Origin of the sequence: Nocardia sp. NBC_01327 (assembly GCF_035958815.1) — a bacterium.
Lineage (GTDB): Bacteria > Actinomycetota > Actinomycetes > Mycobacteriales > Mycobacteriaceae > Nocardia.
The window spans coordinates 161,687-185,193 of record NZ_CP108384.1 but is presented as its reverse complement, the minus strand read 5'-3'; the positions used below and the strand labels follow the sequence as shown (position 1 = coordinate 185,193).

28 protein-coding genes are annotated in these 23,507 nt (G+C 66.5%); 4 read left to right on the top strand and 24 right to left on the bottom strand.

The window, feature by feature from the left end; translation table 11 throughout:
• Positions 1-14 precede the first annotated feature (14 nt).
• The 4 genes from mobF to OG326_RS42450 form a co-directional block, all read right to left on the bottom strand.
• Positions 15-4,937: a MobF family relaxase gene (mobF, locus tag OG326_RS42465; RefSeq protein ID WP_327147031.1), complete on the bottom strand. Its 4,923-nt coding sequence runs from the start codon at positions 4,935-4,937 to the stop codon at positions 15-17.
• A gap of 88 nt (positions 4,938-5,025) precedes the next feature.
• Positions 5,026-6,555: a hypothetical protein gene (locus OG326_RS42460; protein ID WP_327146817.1), complete on the bottom strand. Its 1,530-nt coding sequence runs from the start codon at positions 6,553-6,555 to the stop codon at positions 5,026-5,028.
• On the bottom strand, positions 6,552-6,881 hold the full coding sequence (locus OG326_RS42455) for a helix-turn-helix domain-containing protein (RefSeq protein ID WP_327146816.1): 330 nt from the start codon (positions 6,879-6,881) through the stop codon (positions 6,552-6,554). Before OG326_RS42455 ends, OG326_RS42460 begins: the two co-directional genes overlap by 4 nt.
• Before the next feature lie 17 nt (positions 6,882-6,898).
• The gene (locus OG326_RS42450) at positions 6,899-8,029 is read right to left on the bottom strand and encodes a tyrosine-type recombinase/integrase (protein ID WP_327146815.1); all 1,131 of its coding nucleotides are present in this window, start codon (positions 8,027-8,029) and stop codon (positions 6,899-6,901) included.
• A 435-nt stretch (positions 8,030-8,464) separates the two neighbouring features.
• On the opposite strand from OG326_RS42450, the gene OG326_RS42445 reads away from it, so the two are divergent.
• Positions 8,465-8,893 carry a hypothetical protein gene (locus OG326_RS42445; RefSeq protein ID WP_327146814.1) on the top strand — a complete coding sequence of 143 codons (429 nt, stop codon included), beginning with the start codon at positions 8,465-8,467 and terminating at the stop codon, positions 8,891-8,893.
• Between the two features lie 144 nt (positions 8,894-9,037).
• On the opposite strand, the gene OG326_RS42440 is transcribed toward OG326_RS42445, so the two are convergent.
• From OG326_RS42440 to OG326_RS42360, 17 genes are all read right to left on the bottom strand, one after another.
• Positions 9,038-9,379 carry a hypothetical protein gene (locus OG326_RS42440; protein WP_327146813.1) on the bottom strand — a complete coding sequence of 114 codons (342 nt, stop codon included), beginning with the start codon at positions 9,377-9,379 and terminating at the stop codon, positions 9,038-9,040.
• 17 nt (positions 9,380-9,396) lie between these two features.
• The gene (locus OG326_RS42435) at positions 9,397-9,996 is read right to left on the bottom strand and encodes a hypothetical protein (RefSeq protein ID WP_327146812.1); all 600 of its coding nucleotides are present in this window, start codon (positions 9,994-9,996) and stop codon (positions 9,397-9,399) included.
• Positions 9,962-10,378 (bottom strand): hypothetical protein, encoded by a 417-nt coding sequence (locus OG326_RS42430; protein ID WP_327146811.1) that lies wholly within the window; start codon positions 10,376-10,378, stop codon positions 9,962-9,964. Before OG326_RS42430 ends, OG326_RS42435 begins: the two co-directional genes overlap by 35 nt.
• 214 nt (positions 10,379-10,592) lie before the next feature.
• Positions 10,593-11,078 (bottom strand): hypothetical protein, encoded by a 486-nt coding sequence (locus OG326_RS42425; protein ID WP_327146810.1) that lies wholly within the window; start codon positions 11,076-11,078, stop codon positions 10,593-10,595.
• Positions 11,079-11,204: 126 nt separating this feature from the next.
• Positions 11,205-11,858, bottom strand: a complete 654-nt coding sequence (locus tag OG326_RS42420; protein WP_327146809.1) for a hypothetical protein — start codon at positions 11,856-11,858, stop codon at positions 11,205-11,207.
• Positions 11,859-11,979: 121 nt separating this feature from the next.
• A complete protein-coding gene (locus tag OG326_RS42415) occupies positions 11,980-12,486 on the bottom strand; it encodes an Rv3235 family protein (protein ID WP_327146808.1) in 507 nt (168 codons plus the stop codon).
• A gap of 113 nt (positions 12,487-12,599) precedes the next feature.
• Positions 12,600-12,881 (bottom strand): hypothetical protein, encoded by a 282-nt coding sequence (locus tag OG326_RS42410; protein WP_327146807.1) that lies wholly within the window; start codon positions 12,879-12,881, stop codon positions 12,600-12,602.
• Between the two features lie 96 nt (positions 12,882-12,977).
• Positions 12,978-13,379 carry a DUF6573 family protein gene (locus OG326_RS42405; RefSeq protein WP_327146806.1) on the bottom strand — a complete coding sequence of 134 codons (402 nt, stop codon included), beginning with the start codon at positions 13,377-13,379 and terminating at the stop codon, positions 12,978-12,980.
• Positions 13,380-13,681: 302 nt separating this feature from the next.
• Positions 13,682-14,002 (bottom strand): hypothetical protein, encoded by a 321-nt coding sequence (locus OG326_RS42400; protein WP_327146805.1) that lies wholly within the window; start codon positions 14,000-14,002, stop codon positions 13,682-13,684.
• Between the two features lie 781 nt (positions 14,003-14,783).
• Positions 14,784-16,538 (bottom strand): ParB/RepB/Spo0J family partition protein, encoded by a 1,755-nt coding sequence (locus OG326_RS42395; RefSeq protein WP_327146804.1) that lies wholly within the window; start codon positions 16,536-16,538, stop codon positions 14,784-14,786.
• A 158-nt stretch (positions 16,539-16,696) separates the two neighbouring features.
• Entirely contained in the window at positions 16,697-16,930 is a 234-nt protein-coding gene (locus OG326_RS42390; RefSeq protein ID WP_327146803.1) for a hypothetical protein, read from the bottom strand.
• Between the two features lie 15 nt (positions 16,931-16,945).
• Positions 16,946-17,272 (bottom strand): hypothetical protein, encoded by a 327-nt coding sequence (locus OG326_RS42385; RefSeq protein WP_327146802.1) that lies wholly within the window; start codon positions 17,270-17,272, stop codon positions 16,946-16,948.
• A gap of 217 nt (positions 17,273-17,489) precedes the next feature.
• Positions 17,490-17,702 (bottom strand): hypothetical protein, encoded by a 213-nt coding sequence (locus tag OG326_RS42380; protein WP_327146801.1) that lies wholly within the window; start codon positions 17,700-17,702, stop codon positions 17,490-17,492.
• Entirely contained in the window at positions 17,699-17,923 is a 225-nt protein-coding gene (locus tag OG326_RS42375; protein WP_327146800.1) for a hypothetical protein, read from the bottom strand. The genes OG326_RS42380 and OG326_RS42375 overlap by 4 nt, the downstream gene beginning before the upstream one ends.
• A 59-nt stretch (positions 17,924-17,982) precedes the next feature.
• Entirely contained in the window at positions 17,983-18,579 is a 597-nt protein-coding gene (locus OG326_RS42370) for a DUF4192 family protein (protein ID WP_327146799.1), read from the bottom strand.
• A gap of 225 nt (positions 18,580-18,804) precedes the next feature.
• Positions 18,805-19,149, bottom strand: coding sequence for a hypothetical protein (locus OG326_RS42365; RefSeq protein WP_327146798.1), 345 nt, complete (start codon positions 19,147-19,149; stop codon positions 18,805-18,807).
• Positions 19,150-19,157: 8 nt separating this feature from the next.
• On the bottom strand, positions 19,158-19,949 hold the full coding sequence (locus tag OG326_RS42360) for a PP2C family protein-serine/threonine phosphatase (RefSeq protein ID WP_327146797.1): 792 nt from the start codon (positions 19,947-19,949) through the stop codon (positions 19,158-19,160).
• Between the two features lie 561 nt (positions 19,950-20,510).
• On the opposite strand from OG326_RS42360, the gene OG326_RS42355 reads away from it, so the two are divergent.
• On the top strand, positions 20,511-21,239 hold the full coding sequence (locus tag OG326_RS42355; RefSeq protein WP_327146796.1) for a hypothetical protein: 729 nt from the start codon (positions 20,511-20,513) through the stop codon (positions 21,237-21,239).
• Positions 21,240-21,424: 185 nt separating this feature from the next.
• Here the strand turns inward: OG326_RS42355 and OG326_RS42350 are convergent, their stop codons facing one another.
• From OG326_RS42350 to OG326_RS42340, 3 genes are all read right to left on the bottom strand, one after another.
• Positions 21,425-21,751: a hypothetical protein gene (locus tag OG326_RS42350; protein WP_327146795.1), complete on the bottom strand. Its 327-nt coding sequence runs from the start codon at positions 21,749-21,751 to the stop codon at positions 21,425-21,427.
• Between the two features lie 309 nt (positions 21,752-22,060).
• The gene (locus OG326_RS42345) at positions 22,061-22,423 is read right to left on the bottom strand and encodes a hypothetical protein (RefSeq protein WP_327146794.1); all 363 of its coding nucleotides are present in this window, start codon (positions 22,421-22,423) and stop codon (positions 22,061-22,063) included.
• Positions 22,404-22,694, bottom strand: coding sequence for a hypothetical protein (locus OG326_RS42340; RefSeq protein WP_327146793.1), 291 nt, complete (start codon positions 22,692-22,694; stop codon positions 22,404-22,406). The genes OG326_RS42345 and OG326_RS42340 overlap by 20 nt, the downstream gene beginning before the upstream one ends.
• A 148-nt stretch (positions 22,695-22,842) precedes the next feature.
• On the opposite strand from OG326_RS42340, the gene OG326_RS42335 reads away from it, so the two are divergent.
• Positions 22,843-23,079 (top strand): hypothetical protein, encoded by a 237-nt coding sequence (locus OG326_RS42335; protein ID WP_327146792.1) that lies wholly within the window; start codon positions 22,843-22,845, stop codon positions 23,077-23,079.
• A gap of 70 nt (positions 23,080-23,149) precedes the next feature.
• The gene (locus OG326_RS42330) at positions 23,150-23,476 is read left to right on the top strand and encodes a hypothetical protein (protein ID WP_327146791.1); all 327 of its coding nucleotides are present in this window, start codon (positions 23,150-23,152) and stop codon (positions 23,474-23,476) included.
• Positions 23,477-23,507 lie beyond the last annotated feature (31 nt).

Below are 23,507 nucleotides of genomic sequence, written 5' to 3'. Positions count from 1 at the left end.
GGCGATTTCGACTTCTACAGATGTGCGCCTTGGTCGGTCCCGTGACCGAGTTCCTGTTCGGGTGGGGTGGCGTCGTGTTCGGGTTCGATGTCCTGTTCGGGGTACGGGTGAGCTGCACGCCAGCGCTGTTCGAGGGCGCGTTCGGTGGGGGAGAGGCCGCGGCGGCGGGCGCGTTCGGTCTGTGCCTGCTCGAGTCGTCCGGCGGCCGTGGTTCGTTGTACTTCCCGCCGTTCTCGGGCAGCCTGCGTCCGCGCATCTGCAGCACGCGCTGTGGCGAGTTCGGCGGCCCGCACGGTGTCGCTGTCGCGCGCGAGCATCGCCGCCCATTGCGCTTCGGGTACACCGGTTTCGGTACGGGCGCGGGCTGCCGATGCAGCGGTGGTGCGGGCGCGAGCTTGCAGCTCGGTGCGGATCGCATGGGCAGCGGCGAGCTCGGTGGCCGCGTCCCGGCGTGCGGTGCGCCGGTAGGTGGGCAGCTCGTCGAGAACGTGCTGGGCTTGCTGTACCGCGAGCTCGGCGCCGGCGAGCGCGTGTACGGCCTGCTGTGCTGTGGCGGAGGCTTGTTGCGCTGCGCGAATGCTGTCGCAGTGGACGTCCAACTGCTGGTGTTGGGCATGCGCCTGTGCCTCGAGGGAGCTGCGGCCGGTGTTCGATAGCTCTGCCGGATCGAGAATGGTGGCGGTGTTGCGCAACTGCCGGATCGTGGTATCGAGGGCGCTCGAGGTGAGCATCCGGAAAGGCTGCGTCTGCATCTGCTGGTGCAGGTGCAGTTGCTGCAACACACCGATTTGGTGCAGCAGATCGGTGGCGTGATCGGCGACCGCGCGATCTCGTCCGGGATGCTCCGGAGGCAGCGGGGTCGGGGTCGGTGCGGTGACCGGTTCGCCGGTCTCGAGGTGGTGCTGGGTGAGGATCGTCGCGGCGCGTTGGGCGAACACGGTGGCGGTATCGCGGCCGCGGACCAGGCGTGGTTCGGTCGCGGTGGTGATCTCGGTGATCAGCGCGGTGGTGTCGAGGCCGGCGGCGCGGGCATCAGCGAGCACGTCGAGGAGGTGTTCGTAATCGCGTCCGTCCACCACCTGTCGGTGTAGCCCGGCAGGGAGTTGTTCGGCGAGCTGGTAGCGCGCCCAGTCCCGGCCCAACACTTTCGCGCAGTGTTCGTAGTCCGCGTGCATCCGGTCGATCCGGATAGGCAACTCCGCGGCGTTGTCGGTGCCCAGGGCCAGGGCGTCGGCGAGGTTCGTGATGGCGGTGACCCGGTCGGGATTGGCCTCGAGTTCCTCGACCTTGTCGGTGAGGCTGAGGCGCTCGAACAGTGCGGCGGCGTAGTCGGCGAGCTCGCGGTCCATGCCGGGATGGCGGGGTGGCAGTGCGGGAAGTTCGGGTACTTGCAGGTCGCGGACCGCACTGAATTTGCCTTCGCTGCTACGGGCGGGCAGCCCGAGTAGGCGGGCGATGTGGCGGTCGGCGCGGGCCCGCAATACTGCGGCGGGATCGCCTGTGTCGTCGAGGGTGTCGTCGGTGGCCCGCCAGCGATCGGTCGCGATGAGCCCGACCAGCGTGGTGGTGTCCACCCCTGCCTGGTCGGCGAGGTCGAGGGTGTCCAGCAGCGTCGGATAGTGCGGGGAGGCTTGCACCTGCTGGGCCAGATCTACCGGCAGGGCCCGCTCGAGCAGATCCTCCAGGCGGGGGTGCGCGAGGAGGGTGCGGGCGTAGTCGTAGATCTCGCGGGTGCGTTGCGGGTCGTCGGCTCCGGCGGCGATTTCCTCGCGTAGTCGTTGGGTGGCGCTGATGTTGTCGTCGTCGCGTGCGAGTTCGCGGCACCACACCTGGTAGTCGGTGAGTTCCTCGCCGGGGGCGTGGTCGAGGTCGGGTTCGGGCAGGGTGTCGGTGGCCAGGAAGATGCCGTTGTATTCGCTGCCGCGGGTGAGTCCGACGTAGGCGAGGCTGCGTCCGAGTGCGGAGCCCATGAGCACATACGCGCGTTGGACGGTCATTCCTTGGGCGCGGTGCACGGTGCTGGCGTACCCGAGTTCCACCGAGTCCCGCACGTACCGGGCGGGCAGATGGACGTGCCCGCGGTGAGTGATGCCGACGACGGTGAGGGACCCGTCTTCGTGCACGGTCCGCACCCGCCATTGTTCGCCGTTGTCGACCGGGTTCCCGCGGCGGTAGCCGCCAGTGATACGCAGCCGGTTGGTGTTGCGGCGGGTGACGATCAGATCGCCCGCGTGCGCGGAGTGCTCGTCTGCCAACAGTGCACCGGCGGTGGTGGTGTCGAGGTGACCGCGCAAGCCGTAGGCGGTTTGGGCGGCCCCGTTGAGCAGGTGCACATCGTCGAGGGTGGCGGCCATCATCAAACTGCTGACCCCGGCATCGAGGTCGTCCAGGTGCGCGGTAAGGATCTGTTCGCGCAGCTCATCAGCCATCCCGGACACGACGCGGCCCGCGTGTTTGTAGAACTCCCAGGCCTGCTCGGCGTCGCCGTCACGCACATCCAGGGACGCTTGTGCCTCGTCCGGATCGGTGAACCGCACGACTTCTTGCAGGTGGGGTGCGGCGGTGTCGCGGGCGATCAGGCGCAGCATGCCACCGGCCTCGACAGCGGACAGTTGCGCGGGGTCGCCGATCCAGCGCACCACCGCCCCGGCGTCGTCGGCGATGGTCTGTAGTGCGTGCAGGTTGTGGGTGTTGGCCATGCCTGCCTCATCGACCAAAAGCATCGTTCCGGCGGCCAGTCCGGCGTCGCCGCCGTTGCGGATGATGGTGAGCAGGGCGTCGATGGTGCGGGCGGGGACCTCGATTTCCTCGCCGAGGATGCGGGCGGCGCTCTTCTGCGGGGCGAGGGCGATGACGGTGCGCCCGTCATCGATCCAGGTGCGGGCGACCGCGCGCATGGCGGTGGTTTTCCCGGTTCCGGCGGGCCCGATCGCGACCGCCAACCGGGTGCCGGAGGTGCACAGGTGCCGCACGATCTCGCGCTGACCAGCATTGAGCTTCTGTCCGGTGGTCGCTTCGGTAGCGGCGATAGCGGCATCGACCGCGGCGGTGGTGACGAACTCGGTGGTCGGGGTGCGGGCGGCGTCGCACAGCGCGGTTTCCGCGTCCAGAACAGCTTGGCTGGTGTAGCGGATGGTGGTCGCGGCGCGGGTGCTGTACACGTTTTCCCCGTTGCGTCGGGCGAGCGCGGCGGGTACCGGGTCGGGGTCGATGCTCAGTTGCAGGCACTGCCCGCGCACTGTCGCGACGAGTTGTTCCACGGCTTCGCGTTGGGCGTGGTCGGAGTCGAAGTGGCACAGGGCGACTCGGTCTTCGGCGGCGGCGCGGATGTGTACTTCGGTCCAGGTCGGGCGTCGGCGAGACACGGTGTCGAGCACGTCGGCGACGAGGCGTTCGGGGTCGTACACGGTGCGCTCAGCGGAGGAAGCCGCCAGTTCCAGGCGGTCCAGGAGGTTGCTGTCGTTGGCCGGATCCAGCAATGCGGCGACCTCGGTGGCGGCGGTCTCCCGTGCGAGGTCGGTGTCGAATTCATATAGTCGCAGGGCCTGGGCGATCCCAGCGCGGATGCGGCTGCGTGGTGCTTCGGCGATCCCTTTCGCGCCGCCGAGCGCGATGCCGGCGGCCAGTGCGGCGTGCTGGGGGTCGTAGCCGCGCACGGCGTCGGGGTGGTTGCTCAGGTAGATGACATCGCGTACGAACTCTTCGGCGGTGCGTCCGTCATCGAGCAGGGTTTCGGCGCGCTGCGCCCATTCGGCGAGCATCTCCCGCAACGTTTTCGGGAGCGGTTTGGCATCCCGGGTCGCCAATGTGGCGGCTTGGGTGAGTTTGATCTGGGTCGATTTGCTGGGGGAGTGGCCGTGCTTGGTCCGGTAGTCGCGGACTAGTTCCTCGGTGGCGCGCAGGATGTTGGGGCGCCGGGAGAACGCGGTGATCATTTCCTCTGGCACGTCCGCGATTTCCAGGACCGGGGCCTTGGAGATACCGCCTCGGTAGCGTTCTTCGAACCGCAGGCCGAGGCGCCGTTGCAGCATGCCGGTGAGGGTGGCGTTGTATTGGCACGACAGCGACACTGTCGCCGAATAGAGGGCGCGCGCGTCGAGGGCGGACCATTTTCCGTCGTCGCCGAGCACTCGTGCGGATACGACAGCGTGCGTGTGTGGATTCATGTCGCCGGTGCGGTTGTCGAAGTGTTGGTACAGGGCGAAAGTCAGTCCGTCGGCGTCGATTTGGCGGACTCCGCCCGCGCCGCGGCGGGCCAGGGCGTAGGTGTCCTGCATCCGGTCCAGGGTGTCTTTCATGGCTTGCTCGTGGCATTCCCAGATCGCTTGGCGGGTGTCGTCATCGCCCAATCCCCACAGGATCGACACCGATTTTTGCGGGGTGAACACGCAGTCGTAGGCGGCGACCGCGTGCCCGAGGTGCCGTTTCTCATCGGCGAGGGCGCCGGTGATCTCGTGGTCGGACGGGTCGTGCCCGAGGTCGTGGCTGAGGCTGTCGCGGGCGGCGTTCTCGCGCAGCAGGGCCCATTCGTCCTTGCTGGGGGAGCGGCCGTGGGCGAGAAGGAATTCGGCTTTGCCGTGGGCGTAGGCGGCGGCGATATCGGTGGTGCCTTGGCCGCGCCGGTGGTGCCCGCTACCAAGTTTCGTGGCAGCAAGTGCATCTCGGACCGATCCGCCCTCGCCCAAGACCTCGAGCATGATGTCGTCGGCGCGGGGGTGGATTCCCTCGCCGTAGAGGGCTCGCATCTGGGCTTCGGTGACCTCGCCGGTCACCTCGAGGATCTGCGCGCCGCGCCCGAACCATCGGCCGGCCGGAGCACCCGAAGCGGTGTAGTAATCGGTGAGCCCTTGGCCGTGGGCGCGTGTTCGGTCGCCGGTGGCCACCTGTCGTGTGAGGTAGGTGTAGCCATCGCCCGCGTGGATCGGGTGGATGGTCATCACAAGATCGAGTGTGCGCGCCAATTCGCAGCATCGGAAGGGGGTAGACCCAGAAATGTTGGTGAAGCAATACTATTGATACCCAGGACTATTGGGGTTGTTGTGGTGACTGATGGCTTCTCGGGGAAATGGTGTTAGCCAACAATTCAATGTTGTGGTGATTGCCCTGAAGGCTTGTGTGTCGCATGGCGGTGTAGTGGGCCCAGGTGTGTGCGGAGAGTGCCGCCCATCGACCGGCGGTAATCGGGGAAAGTCCGAGGAGTTCGGCCAGGACGGGGGTGGGCATTTCGGCGGCGAGTTGGAACATCGCGGCATGGCGGGCGTGGTGGGGGCGGATGCCGTGGGCGACGAGTTCGCCGCGGATGTTCTCGGTGACCAGGTGCTTGCCGGGCAGTCGTCCGGGGAACAGCCATGTGTTGTGGTTGGCGTAGGAGGCGGGGCCGCCGTGGTGGAGGTGCTCTCGCAACAATTCATCGAGCGGAGCGGGCATTTCGATGGCGACCGTATCGAAGGTGACGGTGACCGAGTCCGCGAGCAGGGTGAGCTGCTCGGGTCGCATCCGGCAGATTCGGGAGAGGGGTTGAGCGAACAGCAGCATGAACAATCCGGCGATGCGGGTGTAGCGGCGAATGGTGGTCTCGTGCAGCAAGGTTTCGATGTGTTGCCAGCGTTGGTCTTCGGCGAGTTCGACCTGTAGATCTGGGCGCGCAGGCGCCGGAACACGCAACTGGTGGGTGAGTTGGGTGCTGTTGGTCCAGTCGATGAACCGGGCCAGGATCGGGCCGCGTCCGGGGTAGCGGGCCAGGTAGCGGTCGAGGTCGGCTTGGGTGGTCGCGGGGAGTTCGATGCTGTGTTCGTCGAGCCAGATCAGTAGGCGGATAGCGGTCAGGATGTTCGCGCGGGCGTTTTGGGTGGCGCTTCGGGTGACCTTGTTCTGGCTTTCGAGGTGGCGTAATCGGCGCAGCAGGTGCCATTGGGCGAAGCGGTGGATGATGTCGGCGTGGTGCTTGGGCATCAACCCGACAATCTCGTTGAGCCAGTGTGTGGTTCGCGCGATCAGTGGTTGATAGGGCTCGATCACTCCGGTCGCGGCGAGTAGGTCGCGGATGTAGTTGATGGGGCGAGTGCTGGGCAATTCTTCGAAGGTGTCGTGGGAGATCGGCAGATCACCCAGGGCCATCGCGCGCAGAATTTCCGGGCAGGCTGAGGGTTTGGTGAACCATTGCACCGTGCTTCGTGGGCGTTTTCCTGCCATCCAGGCATCGAAAACCGGCTGCAGTTGTGGATGGATTTTCCCGGTCCTATCAGCGAGCAGTGCGCTGGCCCGCTCGTGCAGGGTGCATGGAGCGCAGTAGCGGCCGTAGTGGCGGTCCTCGTGTCCGCAGCGCGGGCAGGCGTAGATAGGTTCGTTGCCGGTGCAGGTGGCGCAAGCGGGTCGGTGCTGGTGATCGTAGAAGGCAAGTACTTTCGGTTCTTCGCAGCCCGGGCAAGGTTTGGGTGCGCGGAGAAACCGCAGCTGACAAGTCTGGCAGACCAGATCATCGAGGATGGGGCGAGTGCAGAGCGCGGTCTTGCCGCAGTGCGGGCAGAGTGTGCGCGGGATCTGCTTGCGGGTCACTCGTTGTGCTCGTAGGGGCGGCGAACGGTGGCGCGGATCGGACGCAGATCGCCGATGCCGAGCCCTTCCTCGGTGTTCGCGTCGGTGCCGGTGCGGGCCTGCTCGACCTGCGTGGCAACAGGTTCGAGCAGGTCGTTGGGCTGGCAATCGAGGATGTCGCAGAGCGCGGCGAGCAGGTCGGTGTTGATGCGCGACGGTGCGTTGGTCACCAACTTGTGGACGTATTGGCGAGTCATATGGATGCCGCGATCGGCCAACAACGGCACCATGTCACTGGTGTGAAAGATGCCGCGAGTAGCCATCACCTGACGCAGATGCCAGCGCATCGCGACTTGTCGAGGACTCACCTGTTCTCCTGAGGGACGGTGGTTTTGGGCGCGCGAGCATAGATCCGGTGCAGGGCGTTTCGCAGGGTCTGATTCTTGAAATCGTTACTCACCGAGGCGTAGATCGCGGTCGTCGAGGCGTAGCGGTGCCCGACCTGATCCTGCACGAACCGCTCCGGGTAACCGAACTCGATCAGATGCGTGACATAGGAATGGCGCAAGCAATGCAGCGTCAGTTCCGGTGCCAGCCCGGCGCCGGCGCGGGCGCGGGAGAACCGACGTTCGAGGAAAGCGCCGTCGACCCGGGTGAGGCGTTCGGTGATCCATAACGCGGGATGATCGGCGGGGCGAAAGATCGTGCGCGCCTGCTCGACCCACTGCCGCATGCCCGCCACGATCCAGTCGAATTCCGGCACGGTCAGCACCGTGCGCCGCCGCGGTGTGCTGCCGCGGGTGGCCTTGCCGTAGCGCACGTGCAGCGATCCGTAGGTGCCCCACTCGGGCATGTGTGGGTTCGGGCGCAGGTCGACAAGTTCGAGTCGGCAGAGCTCGGTTCGCCGCAATCCGTAGGCGTAGGCGGTCTTGATCATTTGTGCATCGCGCAGTGCCGCGAGCGCACCTTTGCGGCCCGAGACGGCGATCCGCTCGACCCGTTCGTCGAGGTAATCGAACAGCTGCTGCACCTCGTCATAGGACAGCGGCCGCCGCGTGGGGCGACCTTCGTAGTCGCTCAGATGCGCGACGGTGTTCCACTCATGGCAGACCTGAGAAGGGACCTGCCCGAACCTGTCTCGGCACTGGCGCACCCATTCATAGCGAGGATCGATGAGGTAGTCGCAGAACATTCGCAGCACCAGGTGATAGCCACGGATCGTCGAGGGAGCCAACCTCCCACCCGAGACCGAGGTCAGCGAAACAGTGAAATCCTCTACGTCCGAGGCCGTCCAGGACCACGGATAGGAACCGGTGAACGCGGCGAATCTGCGCAGCAACGCGGTTCGTGGACCGATCGTCGAGAGCGACAATATCCGTGATTTCTGCTGGTTCTCCCAGCCCGTCAGCATGGCTTCGTATACCGCTGCCGGCTCGTCGAGATGACGCACTCCGGGGACGAGAACCAGCCCCGCGGAACCAGGAATATTGGACAAAATCCGCTCCCGACTGTCAACGGAAAGGCGACAATGTCGCCTTACGGTAGCAGCGAGACTGGGTGCGTCAGCGCGTTCTGGGGAAACCTGAACCTGTCACGAAAACCGCCATCCGATAGTCCCGCTGGTAGCGGCGAAACTGTCGCTTCTAAAGCGATAGTCCGAGTTATTCACAATAGTGCAAGAGGTGTGTACGAGATTGAGGCTTTAAAGGGGGGTAGAAGGGTGGGATACGTGCAGGCAAGGGGCGTGGGATCGAAAACGGGGGCGCGGAAGGGAAAAGGGGGCGCACGGTATTGAAAGTGGGGATGAGTAGGGCGGTACGGGCGTACGGTGAAGATCAACAACTGTTCGGGCAAACCTCAGCTACCGGCCTTCCGGGCCGCTAGCCGGCGCGAGGGGCCGCGACCGGCCCCGGTCTGGGAGGGCTTAGCAATGAGCGGACAGCAGAGCACAGGGGACCGGGTGACCGCCCGGCAGACCGCGCGAGCGCGTATGGCCGAAGTCGCGGCGGCCAACCGCAAACGCGAGGAGGAAAACACCGGCGATCTGACGGCGTTCCTGAAATCATCGACGGCGGTAGAGCGGGCGGCCACGCGACGCGATGCCGCGATAGCGGCGGCCAACGACACGTACACAGCGGCGGGCGCGGCTGCCGAGCGCGAGCAGGCGGACGCGCTGGCGCGGATCAAGAACCGCGGAACGAGCGAGACGGACCTAGCAGAGCTGGCCGGGCTCGACGTCGTGGAAGTGCGGCGACTGCTGCGCCTGGTCGCGCCACCGAAGAAAGCCACACCGAAAGTGGTGAAACCGCCAGCGACCGCGCCGGTCGCGGTGGCTGAGCCTGCGGCCGTACTCGAGTAGTTCGTCTCGGGGCGCGCTGGCACCCAGACCTGGACACGCAAAAAGCCCCTGTTTGGACCAGTCCTTAACTGGTCCAAACAGGGGCTTGTGTTGCCGCGCGGCAAGCGGCGTTGGTTGCCTGGGCACGTCGTTGTGCCTGCGGGGTTAGGGGCTGGGGTTTTCACCTCTGGCGAGCGCGACGCGGTGACGCGTGAGGTCCAGCAGAGCGTTGCTCAGCAGATCGGTTTTCTCGTACCAGTTGGCGGAGGATTCCGCGGTGAGGGTGAGTGCTTCTCGGAGGATGTGGATTTCGGCTGCGGCGGTGCCGGTGACTATGAGTTCGGGCCCGCATCCGACGAAAAGTTGGTATCGGGTGCCGTGGGGCCAGAGGCTGGCGACGTGCATGGTGAGGTCGGGGGCGAGTTGGACGTCGTAGGTGATGTGTCCGTCGGGGTAGGTGCGCATGTTGAGTGGTGGTGCGAGTGCGGTTACGGGGTGTACGGCCATCGCGGGGTCCTTCGGGGTTATTGGCGGGCGCGGGTGGTGAGTGTGATCAGGCGGGAGCGGACGGTGTACCAGTCGCGGCGGGCGTCACCGGCGAGTTCCTCGAGGTCGGGGATCGGGGCGTAGGCGTCGGCCATTTGCGTCATGCGGGTACCGATGAGCGCAAACCGCCGGCGGTAGGCGTCTTCGACGACTTGGCGGGCACTGGACCATGTGGTGATCGGGTTGCCGAGTGAGTAGACCCCGGCGACCCATAACGCGATGCGGTCGGCGGACAGCATGAGCGGGGCAAGCTTGTCTCCGAGTCCGCGGGCAAGGGCGGCGACGGCTTGCGGGGTGGGTTGCTCGCCGCGTTGCTCCACGATGATTCGGATCATGACGAACACGGATTTGCTGAGGTGGTCGGCGAGATCATCCGCGTGTACCAGGGCGAGGACTTCGACGGCTTCCTCGCGGGTGAGGTTGAGCAGTGCGGCAATGAAATTCCACTCGGGAGACATCGCCGCGTGAGTGCGGCGGTCGGCGTCCGCGCTGATCTCGGCGAGTACGTCGCCGAGACCGGCTTCGGTGGGTCCGGTGGGGTGCTCAGACCGGCGGATGGGGCGAGCGGTGCGGGTCATCGAGTGAACCTCCTTCCGGCGCAATGGAATCGGCGGTAGTGACGAGGGTGTTGGGGCGGTGGGCGTGGCCGTCGAGGATGTAGGGGCTTTGGGTGCGGTCGCTGTGGTGGGGTTTCTGGCTAGTGGGCTCGCGCAGGCGGCGCAGGTCGTCGTCGAGGGCGTTGCCGTGGCGTACCAGTGCGATGCGAGCGGTAGGGAAGGGGCGGTCTTGGTAGCGGGTGGTCCGGAAGTCGGGTTTGGACACGCGGCTGATCAGCGCGGTGTCGGTGTCGGCATGGATTTCCTCGACGGTCCAGCGGGCACGGTTTTCGGTGCCGTCTGCGCTGATGGTGTGCACGGTGTCGCCGATGTAGATCGCGGGGTCTTTGCGCTTGCTGGGCATGGTGGGTCCTTCGGTTTGTGGGTTCGCCGCTGTCTTCCCGAGCGGGCGCGCGTCCGGTGTCGTACCCGGCCGCCGGCCGGGTACGGGCGCGGGGTGGGCTGGGGGCCGGCCGCTCGGGAAGGCAGCACGGAGCCCCAGCGCAGTTCCGTACGGCTGGCGGTGCGGTAGGACGGGTCTGTGGCGGGCCGCTGGTATGCGGCCCGCCACAGCGGATTTAGTCGGTCGGTCGGGTGGGTTCGGGTCCGGGGCGCTGGTCTTGGGTGAGCTGGTCTCGAACCTGCTTTTCCATGACGTCTATGTGCAGCTGCTGGTAGGGGGTCGCTTCGTAGTCGGGCAGTGGGGCGGGCGGTTCGATCTCGGGGAGCTCAGCGGCCTTCCACATGCGCAGGAACAGTGCGACGGTGGTGGTCGGGAGTGGCAGTGTCGGGGCCGTGGGCAGCGTGATGAGTACTTCGACGGCGGTTCCGGGGCGGGTGTCGGCTCCGGCGCTGACGCGCTCGAGGATTTCGCGGCAGTGCGCCCGGTAGAGCGGTCCCGAGCACATTCCGGGATGGGTGGGTATCAGCAGATAGAAGGCGGCGTCGAGGGTGCTGTGTTGGTCGGGGTGGCGGGCTTGTGCGGCGCTGATGGCTTCTTCGGCCCACCTGATCCGGTCATCGTGGGTGGAACAGTCGGCGTGAACGGTGTCCCACATCGTCATGACTGCGGCGGTACCAAGGGTGTCGCGTTGTTGCATGGGTGATCACTCGATTCGGTGTCGGTGGTCGGGTAGGTGCGCGGCGGGGACCGGCGGCAGTGCTGCTCGGCCGGTCCCCGGTACTCGCGGTTAGATCAGGGTGAGTTGTTCGGCCGGTCCGGCGGCCGATGCGGACGCGAATTGCGTTGCGGCCGGTGCGGGTTCGGCGGTGTAGCGGCATCGCACGGGGTCGCCGTGGTGGCGGCCGCAGCAACGGAGGTCGCGGGACAGAAGGCGGCCCATCCTGGCGGTGCGGGCGCGGACTTCGCGCTCGTAGTCGTCGATCTGGCTGCCCGCAATCGCGTCGTAGTGGGAAAGGTCGGCGGTGTGGCCCTCGGGGTCGATCTCGGGCAATCCGGCGGCCTGCCACATACGGAAATACAGTCCAGCGGCGGCAGTGCTGAGCGGGACGGCAAGGCTGACCTTGCGCAGGACAATCAGCACTTCGACAGCGGTTCCGGCGCGGGTGCCGCGACCGTGACCAGTGCCGATCCTGGTGAGGATCTCGCGGCAGTGCGCCCGGTAGACCGGCTCGTTGTTCATGAGGGGGTGCTCATGCTGGAGCAGGGAAAAGCTGTGCCATATCTCGTCGGCGTGGGCGGGGTAGCGGGCTTGGGCGGCTTGGATTTCTTCCTCTGCCCAACCGATCTGCTCGAAGATTGGGCCGCATGTGGTGGTGACCTCGGCGAAAATCTCTTCGACGGTCTGATCGGCGGGCAGTGTGCCTGTGGTGTTCCCAGTCATGGGGTTACTCGATTCACGTTCAGGGCCGGGGGAGTGGCCTGGGAATGGAAAGCACGGGGGCCAGCTGTGTTCGACTGGCCCCCTGCGCTAGTGGTGCGGTCTGCCGGGTGCGGCGTGGTCGCTACATCGATCGGAACGCGGTGCACAGCCACCGGCGCTGGCGGTGCTCGAGGCGGGCGGCGATAGCGACCGCGCGCGGGGGGCGGGCGGGCTCGCGGACCCATACGGTTGCGCACGCTTCGATTACGTCGGGGCGTGGTCGGCAGATGTGCAGGGTGTGTAACTGACGTTGTCCGCGAGTGGTTTTGGCGCGGGTTTCCAGGGACGCGATCATCGGCCGGGACAGGTGGTTACGGAGTTGGCGGGCGGTGCGCCGGTGGTCGAGAACCTCGAGGATGTTGGCGAGTAGGTGCCATGTCTGCTCGCGGATATCGCCGTTCTCGCTCCACATCGGGAACGGTCCGTGATCGATCGGCGGGCGGGCGGGCACAGCCTTGGGGATCGGCTGCACCGTGCTGGTGCGACTCTCGGTGGGGGGCTCCAAACGCGGGGCGGGCACAAGCCTCGGGCCTGGTGTGGTGACGAGTGCGTCACGGTCGCAACGGGATTCGGTGCGGGTGTAGACCATGGTCAGAACTCCTCACGGCCTCGTCGGCCGGGTATCAGGTCTGGGATGGGTCACTCGGAAAGGGGACCGGGCGCACTCGGCGTCCGGTCCCCATTTCTTTGAGCGGTGGCTACTCAGGCGGTGGCGGCCTGGGCCTGGGGGTGCTCGGTGTGCCAGCGCTGGTGGATCGCGCGGACGTAGGCATCACGCTGGGCCTGAGTGGTGATCGGGTCGTGTGTCGCCAAGGCGGCGTACTGGGCGTCGAACCAGGTGCGGATGGCGTCGCGGGCGGCGCAGTAGCGGATTTCGTGGCGCAGGACTGCGAGCAATTCGGCGCGGTGCCGGTGAGGTTGCGTGAGCTTGGACATGCTCACGCAGTACTCGCACGTGGCTTCGGCGGTGGTCGTGGTGTGCATTGTGGGGCTCCTTGGGATGCCTGCTCGGGTAGGGTGGTGCGGGCATCGGGCCGCTAAGGACGGCCCGATGCCCATTTCCGGGGTGGTGGTGGCGGGTTACTCGTCGCGCGGGGCCATGACGGTGAACACGGGTTCGCCTGCGTCGCCGGGGCCGATGTGGATTACCAAGGTGATCGGGCGCGGGGTCGGGTCGTCGCTGTCGTGCACCAGGCGGTAGACGGTGAACTCGAGCCGATTGGTCTTGAGGGCCTTGCGATGGCGTCCTGATGCGATGGCGAAATGGGCTTGCATGATGACGTCCCACGCTCGGCCGGTCTCGCTCTGGCCGTGGCCTCCGTCTTCGGGCCAGTGCACCGCTTCGACCCAGGAGTGATGTGCGATGACGAACGATTTCCGAAATCCGGCTTCGTGAGCGAGTTCGATGTAGTCGTGGAGCACTCCGTCTGCGATGGCTTGGGCTCGGCTGTAGGTGTGGATGATCTCGGCGTTTTCGAACATGGGGCTTAGTTCCCTTCTTTGGGTGGGGTGCAGGGGCGTAACCAGTCCGGGCCGTGTCCTTGGCTGGCCCAGATCTTCATTTGGTCCGAGTGAATCGGGTTGAATGCCTCGCTTCCGCCTGCGGCGAGTACCCGCGCGGTAATCCATTCCGCGTAATGCGCGATAGCGCGGGAATCTTCCGCGTCCAATACATGTGCCGCGAATTTGTGTGCGGCGGCGTAAACCCATGCGGTGTCGTATCCTGAATCTGTGGCGCTATCCTCGATGTCGGGGAAGCCTTTATCGCCTGTGTCCGGCATGGGCTATGCCTCGAATTCGATGTCTTCGGCAGAATCGGTGTAGGGGCCTCGGCCGAATTCGTCCGGTGGTGCCGAGTAGCCCTGCCACAGGGTGACTACTCGGTAGGACTGGGCACCGATACGCGGGCCGGGGCATCGCACGAAAACGATTGAAATCCGCTTCTCTTCGGGGGTCCTGAGGTGGGCGGACATGTATCCGGCAGCCTGGCGCAAGCTGTGGTAAGGGCCTCCCCACTGCTTCCAGACCTGGCGGCCGTCCTCGTCCTGCACGCGGTGCAGGACCCGGAAAGGCCAAATTGAGGGTTCCCAGTAGTCGCTACCCATGAGGGCGCTCCTTTCTGTCTGCGCGCGGGTATTTCCCGTACGCGAGAATGAACAGAACTGGTGATGTTCTGAGCTGGGGAATCCACTGTGAATTTGTCAAATTACATAGGTAGCGGGGGTGGTCCTCGCCCCCTTTGGAGTGATTCCCGGTCCCGCACCTTCTATCTCTATTCTAGAGTGTTTTACGCATATTCGGGTCGTTTTCGCTGATGTGTCGGACCTGTTCAGTGGGTATTTTTCGGTGGGTTCGGCAATGCGTGTTGCCTGTATTTGGCGGAGATTCCGGCAGATTCGGGGCTTGACATTCGCGCCCCGTTCCTCTGGGCTGGCTGCCCCCCGGCGAGGGCAGGGGTTCCGGGGGCAGCGCCCCCGTGCGTGGCCGCCAGGCCGCGGAGCACTACCCGGTTCGGACCGCAGGGGGGATGGGGTGTTGGTGGGTCCCTCCGGTCGGCTGGGCGTCTCCGATCACGGTGCGGTGCGGCGGGGCAAGGGCGCTTTTCCCTTGAGCCGTCGTGGCGCACCGTGATAGCCCTGCTGTGCCGATCGGAGGGGCACGCCGACACCCGACGGGACGAGCACCGCGCGAGCGCAGCTCGCGGACCCCGGCCGCCGGCACAAGGGCAACGGTGCGATGCCGGCTGGCCCGGTGTGGACGTACGTCGGCTCGGTGGTGAGCCTGCGGGAGCTGCGCTAGGTCGGGGACGGCTGGCGGTCGCGGCAGCCCTCGCACTCCGGGGGCCGGAACCGCATAGGTTCCGGCCCCCTTCTCTGGCGTGTGCTGTTAGGTGTTTTGGGCGTCGGCCTCGGCGAGCGCGTCGGTGAGGGTGATTTCGCCCATCACGGCGCGTTCGATCGGGCCGGGCTTGTATCCGGCAGCGGCCAGCACCCGCAGATAGCGGGCGCTTGCGTTCGCGTCGCCGAGGTAGCAGACGTGCGGGTTGGCCTGGGTGATGCGCCAGTAGTGCGGCTGCTTCTCATTGGGCTGCATACCGGCCTCGGTCGCTGCGATGAACGTTCCGGCGATCAAGATCAGGCCACGCTGATCGGTGGTCTTCTGCTTGTCGGCGGGCAACGTGTCGTCGTAGCCGCTGACGCTGGAGAGTTTCGCGAAACGGCCCATCCCCGAACCGATTCCGAACCAGTCGGCGGCGAACCCTCGCGCGTGCTGCTTGGTCAGGGCGTCGGGATCGGCCAGGACTTCGTGCGCGATCCATTGGATGAACCCCTTGGGCAGGGTTTTGCGCTTGAGGAGGGTGGCAGTGATGAACAGGCGGCGGGCCTCGGTGTCGATCCGTGCGGCCTCGTTGGCCTTGCGGGCGCGCCGGTTCGACTCGCCCTGATCGGTGTTCGGAGTGCCACCGGCGCGGACGACTTTCAGGCCAGCGCCTTTTCGGTCGTTGCAGTAGTGGTGGGCTTTGATGGTCGGTTCGAAACGGACCTCGTCGGCGTGGTGCAACCCTTCGGCCGGTTGGGCGGTGGGGTCGAGATAGGTGCGCTGATCGACGCTGTCGGCCTCGACCGGCTCCCCGGTCGCGATGAGTATCGGCTGTTCCTCGTGGCTCAGTACCAGTGACCAATGCGAAGGGCTGGTGACGTCCTTCACGGTGGCTTTGCGTCCTCCGTGGGTGGCGAGTTCGCTGATCGGGGTGGGCTTGTCGGTGTCGTAGTAGCGGGGCTCGTGGTCCAGGATCGTGTAGCCCTTCGCCGCGAAAGCGTCGCGGGCCTGGGCCAGTGCGGCGTCGGCGCGGCGGCGACGCCCGATCGCGATCACGCTGCGGTCGAAATCATCGTTCGCAGCGGCTTTGACCAAACGGGTCATTTCCTCGTCGCTGGGATCGAGTTCGGCGGCCACCGCTGCTTGCACGATGTCCAAGCCCGCCATCTGGGCGTCGCGGGCCTTGTCCGGGGCCTTCGCGGTGCGGATTCGCTTGACCGCGTTGACTTCCTCACGCGTGACGGTTTTGAGCCGTTGGGCGACCTTGGTGACCGACATCCCCAGATCGAGCATTTCATCGACTGCGCCGATACGGTCGGCCTCGGTCATCGCCGCCCGGTGCTCGTTCTCGTCCCACTGGGTGCCGATCTCGTCGCACCGCTGCTGCTTCGGGGTGTCGCCTTGGGGCGGCGGGACCAGGATCACCGGGCACGGCCGGTAGGACACCCTCCGGGCGGCCAAGGTGCGGCGGTGGCCGACGCGAACCTGCAGAAAGCCGTACGGGTTGATCCATGCCGTGGGGCTCTGCTCGAACCCGTTCTCGGCGATTGAGCACAGCAGATCGGCGGTGAGGCTCTCGATGGCGTCGGTGCGGATGTTGCGCCCGAACACCAGGTCGTCGGGGTCTACCTCGAGCGAGACGCGTCCGGTCACGGTGGCGGCGAGTTGCGCGGTGAGTTCGGTGATGCGTTCGGGTGTGAGTGGCACGGGCGGGCGTTGGCGGAACTCCTCGTCGGTGTAGAAGCGCGGCGCGGGATCGGTCGGAACTGGTTGCGGCGCTGAGGTTTCGGCGGCTTCGGGTGGGCTGGTAGCGATGGTCATCTCAGAGTGCTCCTTGACTCGGTGGTTGGCACCTGGCACCGGGCCGCTAAGGATGGTCCGGTGCCAGGTGGTGCGGGTCTGGTTCGGCAAGCAGGGGATTCGGTGAACGCGCGGCGGTGCTCGCGCGGACCGGGGGCGGTGCCTCGGCGGGGGTGGTGTCATCGGCCGTTGGGTGCGCAGGCTTTGCACCATTCGGCTTTGCGGACGTGGCTCATCGGGCTGTCGTGGCGGCAGTCGCCCATGGCTTGGGCTTCGATGCCGCATCGGGTGATGACGCTGTGCATCCTGGCTCCGTGCGGGTTGCGGTACTCGCGCAGCTGCGCGACCTTGTGCACGGGATAGCCGTAGAGGTAGCGGGCATCGGTCACGTCACGAAAACTGTTGTCAATCAATGTGTTTCATCCCTTCTAGTCGAGGCCGTGCCAGGTGTAGCCCCGGACCCGGTCGGGGAAGGGTGGGGTGTCGATTCCGGCGAACGGGGGCGCGTCGAGTGCGGCGTAGTCGTGGGCGAACTCGGCGATTCCGGCGAGTTCGGCGCGGTGCTTGCTCAGGTGCTGGTCATACGCGGTTTGGGTGCGCACGATCCGGGCTTCGGTGGCGCGGGCGGCCACTGAGGGGGCGAGGTCGGGGTAGGCGGCCTCGGGATGGGCGTCGGCGTGCCAGCTGCGGGTGACTTCCTGGCGCAGTTCCCGGGCTCGCTGCGCTGGGTCGGGGGGTTCGGGGAGGGTGGACATGCGGGCTCCTATCGGATGGGGTCATCGGTGGGTGGAATCGAGCCATTCGCTGTACTCGAGGGCGTTACGGCGCTGGTACTGGTGCACGCTCAGGCCCTCGTATTCGGCAATGTGGTACTCGCACAACAGGTCCGGGTCCGGGTCCTGCGGCTAGTCCTTCGCACGCCACGGGCAGGGGGCGGCCATGACGGGTCCTTTCGGGGAGGTGCTCTGTGCGTCAGGTCCGGCGGGGTGTGAGGCGCTCGCGGCGCAGCGCGAACTCGAGGAATCCGGTGGAGACCTCGTCCAGACGGACCCAGGTCTCCCAGTTGCCTGGGCTGTGCACGATCACGCGCAAGTAGCCGTCGCGGTCGCGGGCCAGAGTGATCAGGTCGCCGTCGACGTCGGGCAGATTGACCAGCACTTCGCCATGGTCGTGGTAGGGGATCATGGTGCGTCTCCCTCTCGGGGGCGGACGTAGGGGCCGAGGTAGACCCGCAACCGTTCCAGGGCCAGGAACGGGTGCTCGCCGCGCTCGCCGGGGCCGTGCTGGTAGAAGTCGTCTTCCTCGCGGTCGTAGATCTCGCTCACCACGATTGCGATGGCTTCGCGGATCTCGGGGGCGAGATACTCCACGGTGGCGGGGCGGGGGGCGGGCTGGCGTTTGGGCATGGGGATCGTTCCTTCGGTGCGGGTGGCCGGGGCGGGGGTGCCGCCCCGGTCGGGGCGGGTTAGTGCTGGGTGTGGCTGCGCAGGAACGTGGCGGCCACATCTCGGGGCGCGAGCTGCTGAATGACGGCAAGGTGCAAGGTCTTGGCGACGTGGTGCTCGGGGTCGGCGGTGCACGCCTTGTCCAGCAGGACTTCGGCGGTGGTGCCGTCGCCGTAGCGGGTGTAGATGGTGAGCGCCGTCAAAGTGGCGGCGTGGGCCTGGTCGGGGCCACTGGTTGCGGTGGTGAGCAGCCCGTAGAGCACGGCGTCGGCGTCGGGGACGGTGGTGGGGTGTAGCCGGTCGGTGCGTCCGGCGGCGATCTCGTAGAGCTCGTCTCGTACCCGGTCACAGCGCAAACGCACGATGAGGTCCGCCAGTCCGAGCGGGTCGCTCTGCCACAGCGAGTTCATGCGGGACATGTAGATCAACACCGCGTGCAACTCGGCGTCGTGGTGCTGTTCGTGCCGATTGGCGCGCAGTGCGGCGGCCAAACGCTCGGCGTGCTTGCTCTCGGCCTCGGGCAGGGCCTCCCGGACGCGCCGGGTGAGCCAACCGTCCTTGCCGAATGCTCGTTTGGCGGCCCAGCGGGAAGGAAACAGGGGCGGGGGGATGGTCACAGGAAACCTCCGGTGATGTGGGGAGGGTGCCGGGCCGCTAAGGCCGGTCCGGAACCCTCCCGGGGATGGGGTTTGCTGATTCACTGTGAAGTTCTCAAAGAACCGAATTGCGCTGGTAGCAGCCGGTTTCGGCTACCGCCTCATCCTATCTCTATCGTTCTATGTTTTACGCATATTGGGTAAAACATTTCAGATAGAGTCGGCCGGTATTTCGGGTGGGGGCGGTCAGTATTCGGGGAGTTCGTCGTCGCATTGGCGGCCATCGGCGGTGAGGGCGTCACCGGTGACCGTGATGTGGGTGAACCGGTAGATGATCGTGGATCCGCCGTAGTGCTCGATACCCCATGCGATGTAGCTCAGGGGAACCTCGGCGGCTTCGGCGACCGCGCCGACGAACCGGATCACCTGCTCGAGGAACTTGGTTTCGATGAATGCCATGCCGTCATCGAGGCGGCCCCAATCGCTGAGCCTGAGAGCCTCGTGGGCGATCTGGTGCAGCTGGGCGAAGGTGATGCATACCCCGTGCCGCTGCTTGCACTTCGGGCACCTCTGAATGGTGTTGGTGCTCATGGCTTCTCCTATTCGGGGTGGTTGACGGTGAGGACGAGGGCGGTGGCGTTGTCGGCGTGGGGACCGGCGGCGCGGACGGCCCAGCGTGTGAGCCACTCGGCGGCGCGGGTGGCGGTGCGGGCCTGGGTGAGCGCGTAGCGGATGGCTTTTTCGGGGAGGGCTTCGTGAATTCCGTCCGTGCACAGCAGGATTCGCGCCGGATGCCAGTCCGGGCGCGGCCCGGGGTGCCATCCGGCCCTCTCGGGCACGGTGTCCAGGGAGCCCAGCGACCGCGTCAGCGACCAGGGCGCGCCGAGGTGGGCGAGGTTGTGATCGCGCGTGAGCTGGATGAGCCGACCATCGCGCAGCAGGGCATAGGCGCGGCTGTCGCCGAGCCACGCGGCTTCGATGTCGTAGGTGTCGGCGTCGACGGTGAGCAGTACCAGGGTGGTGTCCGGGAGCTGGAACGGGTAATCGGCGCGGTCCTGGTCGTAGGTGCGGTAGACCGGGTCCGGGGCGTAGTCGGCAAGCACGGTCATCATGGCGCGGGTGGCATGGATGACGTGCTCGGGGGAGTACTGGTTGTCGGGGAGGGCGGCCAAGCGGCACGCGATATCGGCGGCCGTGTGCGCGATCACGTCGGATCCGCCCCCGGCTCCGCCCATCCCGTCGGCGACGACAGCGACCGCGTACCCGCCGCGTAAGTCGTAGGCGTAGTCGGACTGGTGGGCGTCCTCCTGATAGGCGCGCCCGCCGACGAGCGTGCGGGCACCGATGTCGAATGTGGCGTGAACCTTGGTGAGTATCTCTGAACTGATCATGACTCTATCCTACCGTCTTTTACTCATATTCGTGGCGGTTTAGGTGCATGTCGCAGCAGGTCAGTGTATGTTTTTCTGTCAGGTTCGTGCGCGGGTCGGGGACGGTGTTTGTCCCTGGGTGGGGGCGCGTGCGCCCCCTGGGGCAGGCCACCGGCCTGCCCCTTACGCCTGCCCTTTCGAGCGCAGAGGCTCGCGGGTCAAGGGTGGCCACCGGCCATCGCCGTAGGCGACGCGACGCAGGAGCGCCCTTGACGCGGGAGTGGCGCCGATTATCATGCAGGCGCCACCACCCAGGGGCACGCGGCCGCAGGTCGCGCAGGGTTTCCGCGGGCACCGCCCGCGCTCGGCGACCAAGGTGCCGGCCGCACCGGAGCGGCGAAGGGTGACCGGTGCGTGCGCACGCTGGCTGGAAGATGAGCCCGCGGGAGCTGCGCTAGGCCCGGGAGGGCGCGGTGTCGCGGTAGCTCTACTCGGTGCTTCGCCGGCGGGTCGCGCGGTGGTTTCCGGGCTGGGTTTGCGCGTCTCACCCCACCCTGGTGTGTAAAAAAGTAGAATTTAGATATGGCTACGGTGAGTTTCACGACGCTGACCAAGGAGTTGTCGGCGCACGTCAACGCTGCATATGAGGACAATCAGCTCTTCGTCGCGCAGCGCTACGGTGCGCCGGTGGCGATGCTGATCGGCCATGATCTGTGGCTGACCGGGCAAGAACGGGCAGTCGAGCCCGCCTCGCACACGGAGAAGAACGCCCGCTGGGTGCGGGAAAACCTGAAGGTCATCCGCGATGGTCTGGCGATCGGCACGCACACCGTCATAACGGTCGATGCCGTACCGAAAGCGGTGTTCGTACCGTACGAGTGGATGCGCACCCAGTTCGAGGAGCTGGGATTGCCTGCGACGCAACATGATCCGGACTGCGCGATGGTGATCTACCGTAACCCGCGCACGGTCGAGGACCTCGCGGCGGAGTTCGCCGGCACCGAGGACCCGGACTTCGAAATGGATCGGCGGCTCTCCGCGGGTCCGGCGCGGGTGCCGGCGGTGCGCCGCGAACGGTTGCGCGCGGTCATCTACGTCCATGACGGGGTGGTCGTGCGGGTGCGGTCGGTCGACAAGGCCGGAACCTGGGAGGACCTTCCCGGCCTGCACAGTCTCGCGCCGGTCTCGGCGCCGATGACAGCCGCTCGTATCGAGAAGACGCTGCCCGGGCTGGGTATCCATCCCCGCGACAAACGCGAACCGCGGTGGGGAACCTGGCGTGAATACATCGACCTGGCTGTCGAAGACTGAGCCGGGCTTTCGGCCTCACCCCAGCTCGAGGCATGTGTCAGGGGCAATGTTGTTATCGCACAGCGAATCCGATCGAGTTGCAGGCGGCACCCGAGCCGCGTCGGTGCGTGTTCTCGGGCTGAGCGGGCGTCCCGATGTTGTTATTGCACAGTCGCTTCAAGCGGTCACAGTCGGCCCGGCGGTGATCATGGCGGTGCGGTTGTGGTCATGTACGGCGCCCGGAAGGGCTGTTGCTGGCACGGGCAGTCCGGATCCAGGGGCGGCCGGTGGTCCAGCGCCTGGCACGTCCCGCATCGCGTAAGACGGTGGCCTCCCCGGACGCCGGGGACCGGGCAAGAAATCCATCCGATGACCACTGCTCCCGGGGTAAGCAGGAAGTGGCCGTTGAGGCAGTGCACCAGCTGCGCTTCGGCGTAGGCGCGCCCGTTCCAGACGAGCTGGTTGGGATCGGTCACGACGACACCGTCCACCGCGTAGATCGGCCGGTCTCTGCGTCGTCGAATTTCGGCCACGCCTTGGAGGGTATCGAACACATGATCGATTATTGTGCGTGTCATGGTGTCATCGGGTGATCAAGTGTTGCTGGTGATCGGTGGGCACGACGTGTTCACAGTGGTCGAGCTGATCGACGACTCGCAGGCGCTCGTGCAGAGCGCGCAGGTGTACAGCGGCGAAGATGATGCGGACGCGAAAAGGCGGTGGGAAGTGGGCCGTTATAGGTTCCCGGCGCCGATCGCCCGCTGGTGCCGGCCGGGGTGTGAGAACACGAGCAGGCCCGGACGCGGGGAAGCGTCCGGGCCTGCAGTGTTATCGGGGTGGGGTCAGGCTGAGTGGGGGTGGCGGCGGGCCAGGATGCGCAGGACGTCGTCGCGGCTGATGGCGTCGAGGTTCTCGGCGCCGGCTTCGGTGGTGACCCATTCGGAGATCAGCTGATCCGGGACGGTCCCTGAGCCTTTCGCGCGCTCGAGCAGGCTCCGGTAGGCGGAGTACGGCATGCGCAGGGTGGCGGTGAACGTCACGGGCATCTCGTCATCGACCGGGCGCGGTACCTCTACCGCTGGTGTGGCGGGGTCCAGGTGCAGGTCGTCCCACATGTGTTCGGCCCAGTCGGGGCCGTAGGTGTTCAGCAGGTCGGTGTGTACGGCGTCGGCGCGGTCGCCCAGGTCATCCTTGGAACGGCTCATCGCTGTGCTCCTCCCACTTTTCGAATACGGTCAGGTCGCTGCCGGTGAGTTCGCGGGCCCCGATGATGAGCAGGGTGAAGTGCTCGATTTCGCGGCACGCGATCACCAGCGGTCTGCCCGCGGTGGTGCGTCCTGCTATCAGTGTCACCCGGATCGGCGCTCCAGTCGATGGGCGCGCCCAGCGCCGTGGGGCGTTCAGCGCTTGGTACACCTCTTCCGGGGTGACTCCGCGCAGGGCGTCGATCGCCCAGACCGGCAGCTCGAATGGCATGGGCGCCACCCTATTCGCCCCGCTCGCGTACAGGAATTCACTCGCGAGCCAGGTCCCTGACCAGCACCGCGGGGACGCCGCGGGCCGCTGAATGCCGGGTCGGGTGATCTGGGCCGCACCAGGAGCGGGTTGGTCGTAGGGTGGCGGCGTGGCAGGGGAGAAGCTCACGCAGCTGCGTGCCGATCTCGCACGGATCGACGACGAGATCGAGGCAGCCCTGGCCGTGGACGAGAACGCGGACACGGCCGCCCGCGAAGACCAGGCGAACGATCTGATGGACCAGATCGGGGAGATTCTGGACTACCAGGGTGCGCAGGGGCAGGACGAGATCAAGGCCCGGCCCCCGCGCGAAGACCCCTCGGCCTCACCGGGACAGCTCTTCTAGGTCTGCACCGTCGCGCAACCGGTATCTGGGCTGGTAGATGACCCGGCGAGGGCGGTGCGATGCTGATCTTGTGGTCGTGGTGCTCGGCGACGTCGGCGAGCCGGAGGACTCCGCACTCGATGCGGGCCCGGCCCGATCCTTGCCTGCGCCGGCCTGGCCGCCACGGCAGATCCGGACGCCGGTCACCGATATCCCGCAGATGGCCGCGGCCGCGCATGCGCGGGGTGACACCGATCGGGTGATCCTGGTGGACGTCGCGGATCCGCCGGTCATCGCGACACCGGGGCGAACTACCAATCAATGGCTGCTAAGTGGTGCTTTCGCTGTGTTCCCGGTGCCGTGCCGGTGGTGCGGGTGGTGGCGTGATGGTGCGTGCGAATGCCCGCCGGAGCTGTGATCGGCTGACGCACCACCATGCAAACCGATCG